The organism is Streptomyces sp. NPDC051677 (genome assembly GCF_044453465.1).
Classification (GTDB): domain Bacteria; phylum Actinomycetota; class Actinomycetes; order Streptomycetales; family Streptomycetaceae; genus Streptomyces.
On sequence record NZ_JBITCT010000126.1, the window covers coordinates 1 to 5,139 of the forward strand.

Sequence of the window (5,139 nt, forward strand, 5' to 3'; positions counted from 1 at the left end):
CAGCATGGGCATGACGAGCAGTCGCCCCGGACGAGTATCAGTCCCACGATCGAGCGATCACGAACCGGGGAAGATCGGACTTAACGTCCACTGAGGACGAAGCGTTGGATCTTGCCACTCGGCGTCTTCGGAAGGCGCTCGACAACGTGCACTCTGCGCGGGTACGCGTGGGCCCCGTACTGGCTGCGCACCAACGTCTTGAGCCGCTCAAACAGTGGCAGGCCGCCGTCTTCGCCCGGATGGAGCACGATGAACGCCTCGACGGCTTCGCCGCGGATCTCATCGGGGCGCCCGACGACGGCTGCCTCGGCCACAGCGGGATCCGTGGTGAGGATGCTTTCGATGTCGAAGGGGCCGATGCGGTAGCCCGCGGCGAGGATGACGTCGTCGTCGCGGGACGCGAAGAAGAAGTGGCCGTCTTCCTCGCGTCCCACGTCTCCGGTGAGATACCAGCTGCCGTCGGCCACGAAGCGTTCCCGTGTGCGCTCGGGTGCGTTCACGTATCCGGTGAACCACATCAGTGGGCTCCTGTCGGCCGAGATCGTGATCGCCTCGCCCGCCGTGCCGGCCACGAATCCCGGCAGGGCTTGTCCCATCGAGCCCGGACGCACCTCGCGCAGCAGCCGCGGCTCCCAGGCGTTGGCAATCACCATGCCCTGCTCGGTCTGGCCGAAAGGATCCCGGACCTCCGTCCCGAGAGCATCCGGAGCCCACGAGGTGTCATCGGGGGTCAGCGGCTCGCCGGCCGACGACGCGACCCGCAGGCGATGACCGTCCGCCAGAACCACTCCCTGCCGCTTGAGCGCCCGGTAGACGGTCGGCGCTGCCGCGAAGTTGGTGACGCCGACCGAGCTGATGACTCGTGCCGTGAGTTCCGCCGAGAACCCGCTGGAAAGCAGCACGTTGGGCTGCCCTGTCGCGAGGAGACCGACCACACCGAAGTACAGTCCGTATGCCCACCCTGGGTCGGCGGCGTTCCAGAGGACGTCACCGTCGAGGAGATGAAGGCCGTAGCACATGTAGGCCATGAACGCGGCAATGGCCCGTGCCGGTACTCCCAGCTTTTTGTGCGCGAGCTCGTGGCTCGGATGAGGGCGGTCCACCGCAGGAAGCCGCGCATCTTCACGACCGGTACAGCTGCGGAACTCCACGTCTGCGGACGGGTGGTCGTCAACCGGCGCTCCCGGCGCGTCTTCCTGGATGAAGCCCAAGTCGCACTGCGTCCGAAGGAGTTCGCCCTGCTGGAGTTCCTCACAGATCAGCTGGGGGTCCTGATCCCCCGGGAGGCGATCATGGCGGCCGTCTGGGACAGCAACTGGTTCGGCTCGACCAGGACGCTTGACGTGCATGTAGCCGCCTTGCGCAGCAAGTTCGGCGGGGCCCTGCGCATAGAGTGCGTACGTGGTGTCGGCTTCCGCACCACGGTCGGAACCCAGCCCGATTGCCCTTGCGAGGCTCCGACACCTCCGTTGTCGTGCAGACATGTCTTGCCGAGCTGATGGTCCGTCACCTCATCATGCAGATAGCTCGAGTTGTAACGGGCACTCGCCGAAGGCACCCTCTCATACCGTGCCGACGTGACATCCGGCCTAATCGGCGAACCGCCCAGAACAGATGGCTGATTCACACCAGCTCTGCGGGCAGGCCATCCTCGCCGCCCGCCTCTTCTGCCACGCGGGACGCCTTCCCCTCTGCCTCGAATCGCACCCGCAACTCCGAGAGCACCCCGAACGCAGCAGCGGTCAGCGGTACGGCGAGGAGCATGCCGAGAATCCCGGCAACCGAGGCGCCGGCCGTGAGCGTCACCAGCACAACAGCCGGGTGCATGTGCACCGTGCGACTCTGGATCATGGGCTGCAGCACATTTCCCTCGATGAGTTGTACGGCAAGAACGATTCCCAGAACCCACGCAGCGGTGCCGAGACCTCCGTCCGCGAACGCGACGAGCACCGCGACCGAACCCGACAGGAGGGCTCCGAGGTAGGGGATGTACGCCCCGATGAAAACCAGCGCCGCAAGTCCGAGGGCGTTCGGCACCTGGAGGATCAGCAGACCGACACCGGTGAAGCCGGCGTCGATGAAGGCCACGATCGTGGTGCCTCGCATGAAGCCCTCGATCGCCTGAAAGGCTCGACGAGCCATCGCCTCCAACGTCAGTCCCGAACCTCGGGGAGCGAGCGCGTGCAGCGAGGCGACGGCCTTGTCGGAATCTCGGAGAAAGAAGAACAGCAGCAGGATCGCGAGAACACCCGCCGTAATCATCTCGGTGACCACGCTGACGCCGCTTATCACGCCGGAGAGCGCAGTGCCGCTGAAGTCGCTCAGCAGGTTTTTCGCGTTCGCCACCAGGTCGTCCAGAGAGGTCCCGGCCACCTCGAATCTCTCACCCAGCGACTGCGCCGCGCCCCGCAGCGACGAGATGATCTGGTCCCCGGTGTCGATCAGGGCAGTGACCACGATGTACACGGCCCCGCCCATGACAACGAACACCACGGCGCAGGTCAGCCCGGCGGCAAGGGACTTGTTCAATCGCATCGCGACCAGCCGCCGATAGAGGGGACCGAGCAGTGCCGCACCGAGCAGCGCGAGCAGGATCGGCGTGACGACGGCCTCAAATGTGATGCAGATCCAAACGACCAGGGAGACTATCCCGCTCAGCAGGAGCACCAGCACACTCCAGGCGGCCATGCGGCGAGCCGGCTCCGGCAGAAGGCCTTGGGCGAAGCCTGCTCGGTCCGGGCCAGCACTGCGAGGATCTTCCGTACGACTTCTCATCTGCTCCCGCTCCGCTCACGCACCGCCGGCAGCGGCCGTTACTCAACTATGGATTCGTGACCTTGAGCCGGACCGGCGAGACGAGGCGCGGGCTGGAGCAGCCTGGTCAAGTACCGGGTGATTCCGAAGAATCGAACGGGGGCTGGCTTCACGTCCTGGATCGCCCGCAGGCCGGATTGCCGGGGCGGCGATGGAGTGCCTCGAAAGTCGTCCTTGCAGGAACAAGCCCGCGCCAACGATTCGGCGTGCCTCAGCGTAGAGCCTCGCCGCAATCTTGCCAACTTGGAAATCTTGCAGACTCGGAAAAGAACCAGGATAGTTACCACCATGACGGTCGAGGTGAGTCTGCGGGAACGAAAGAAGCTGGCCACACGTGCGGCTTTGAGCCACGCTGCGTGGACATTGATGGTCGAGCAGGGGTTGGACGCCGCGACCCCGGAGGCCATCGCCGAGGCGGCGGACGTCTCGCCGCGGACGTTCCGCAACTACTTCGTCAGCCGTGAAGAAGCGATCCTCGCCGGACTCGTGCGGCAGGGCACTTCTCTCATCGACGCCATGCAAGCCAGGCCTTCGGACGAGCCTTTGTGGGACTCGCTGACCCAGATCCTCCCGTCCTTCGTCGACTCGTTCATCGGCGAGCGCGACGACATCGCGGTCCTGATGCGCGTCGTTGGCGACAACCCGGGGATGCGGGCCCAGCACCTCGTGACGTACGAACGGGTCAACCTGCAGCTCGCAGAGCTCATCGCGGAGCGAACCGGCACGGATGCCGAGCGCGACATGGCCCCCCGTCTGCTGGCCTCTGTCCTGGCAGCCGTGCTCCGAACCTCCGTCGAAATCTGGGCCAAGGGCCAGACCGACCGCGCGCTGACCGACCTGGTTCGTGACGGCCTGGCACAAGTACGCGACGGCCTCCCCATCCTTGCGCCCCACCCGCCGCTCCACAGTCCCGCCATCCGCTGAGCAGTCACCCGGACACTGCACACCCGCTGCGATTCGCCGGCACTGGCAGGCTCCTGCCGGTGCACCTGGGCATTGACCTGGTCGTCGGCGTTGTCCGTGATGGCGACGTACTGGTCGCCGAGCAGAGTGGGCGAAGTCCCCGACCCCCTGGAGAAGTTGGGGGGCTTACTACCGTCCCCGGCGTCGTAGGTCTGCCGCCGAAGGATCTCGGGCGAGTCTCCGGTGCCGGCGGTCAGCGCGTAGAAATAGCCCTGGGCGTCCGCGTGGTCGCTCTCTCCGGCCGGACTGGTGTTCACAAAGACGGCGTTGCCCTGCACCGCCATGCCGTTCTCGACCCGCTGGCCGTCGACGTCCAGCGCATGAGCGTGACCATCACCGTCGAGGTATCCGAGCTTGGTGGAGGTCACCTTGGACTCGCCGAGGTTACCGACTCCCCCCATGCTGAAGACGGCGTAGCGGCAGAAGGCGCCGCGACCGCGGCTCCGGCCGTTGCCATCACCGTCGCGATGGCCATCGGAATAAGAACGAAGGAAGCACGACACGAAATGCTTCGCCTGTTTCCCACAGCGATCGTGAACATGCCGAGCTCTTTCATCCGACGAGAGATTCGCCTTCGTGAACCGACCGGCCAAAACATGCGTCGTCGGCTGGTGGAAGAAGCCACCCGGGGGCGCGCCCCGCATCCTTGCGAAGTCGATGCAAGCAGTCCAAGTCGCTTGAGAACAAGCAGAGTTGACCCTAAGTGGGAAAAACACAACTCTGGTAGGAAGGTCGACGGCGCCGCGGTACCGTCAATCCTTTGTTTCCTCACATGCTGACATAGATAAGAGCCGCGGCTTGGGCCGGCGCCGGTCTCGGGCGGCGAGTGCCACGTAAATGGCCTGTATACCTGGCAGACCGGGCAGACGCTCGGTCTGCCAGGTGCGTGTCTCGGCTCTCTCAGATGGTCAGTTCTGGGTCCGGGTGGGCAGGATGATTGCGGACGGGTGTTCCCGGTCGTGGTGGACGGTCTGGTCTGCTGCCAGGAGCACGGTGGCCGTGGCACGCGGCACTCCGGTGCCAGGGTTGCGCGCGTAGCGAGGGAAGGCCCCGCTGGAGACCTGGACACGGATGCGGTGGCCACGCTTGAAGCGGTAGGCGGTCGGCCAGAGCTGCACCGTGGCACACTGCGTCTCATCGGCGTCGGTGAGACTGACCAGTCCGTCACAGACGTTCCATGCGCGTCCGGCCGGGTCGACGTCACAGAGCCGGACGAACACATCCGCATACGGCAGGCTGGAGCGGAACCAGATATCGGCACTGACCTCACCGTGAGGTTCCCCCGTCATGCGGGATGTGCTGATCAGCTGGTCAGCAGGGGTTGATGGGTGTTCAGATTCGTTGGTTCGGCCGTCGCCTGTT

The 5,139-nt window shown here is 65.4% G+C and carries 6 protein-coding genes; 3 read left to right on the top strand and 3 right to left on the bottom strand.

The genetic code is table 11. The annotated features are described in order from the left end of the window. Window positions 1–80: 80 nt before the first annotated feature. A complete protein-coding gene (locus ACIBAF_RS49035) occupies window positions 81–1,202 on the bottom strand; it encodes an AMP-binding protein (RefSeq protein WP_399473338.1) in 1,122 nt (373 codons plus the stop codon). Here ACIBAF_RS49035 and ACIBAF_RS49040 point away from each other — a divergent pair. Then, complete coding sequence (locus tag ACIBAF_RS49040) at window positions 1,089–1,499, top strand: winged helix-turn-helix domain-containing protein (RefSeq protein WP_399473327.1); 411 nt, start codon at window positions 1,089–1,091, stop codon at window positions 1,497–1,499. The two genes, ACIBAF_RS49035 and ACIBAF_RS49040, sit on opposite strands and share 114 nt — an antisense overlap. 124 nt (window positions 1,500–1,623) lie before the next feature. On the opposite strand, the gene ACIBAF_RS49045 is transcribed toward ACIBAF_RS49040, so the two are convergent. Beyond that, entirely contained in the window at window positions 1,624–2,688 is a 1,065-nt protein-coding gene (locus ACIBAF_RS49045; protein WP_399473329.1) for an AI-2E family transporter, read from the bottom strand. Window positions 2,689–3,102: 414 nt separating this feature from the next. Between ACIBAF_RS49045 and ACIBAF_RS49050 the strand changes: the two genes are divergently transcribed. Both ACIBAF_RS49050 and ACIBAF_RS49055 read left to right on the top strand, forming a co-directional pair. After that, on the top strand, window positions 3,103–3,738 hold the full coding sequence (locus ACIBAF_RS49050) for a TetR/AcrR family transcriptional regulator (RefSeq protein ID WP_399473331.1): 636 nt from the start codon (window positions 3,103–3,105) through the stop codon (window positions 3,736–3,738). Between the two features lie 59 nt (window positions 3,739–3,797). After that, window positions 3,798–4,556: a hypothetical protein gene (locus ACIBAF_RS49055; RefSeq protein WP_399473334.1), complete on the top strand. Its 759-nt coding sequence runs from the start codon at window positions 3,798–3,800 to the stop codon at window positions 4,554–4,556. Window positions 4,557–4,685: 129 nt separating this feature from the next. Here ACIBAF_RS49055 and ACIBAF_RS49060 read toward each other — a convergent pair. Beyond that, a partial coding sequence (locus ACIBAF_RS49060; RefSeq protein WP_399473336.1) for a CocE/NonD family hydrolase occupies window positions 4,686–5,139 on the bottom strand: 454 nt, incomplete at its 5' end.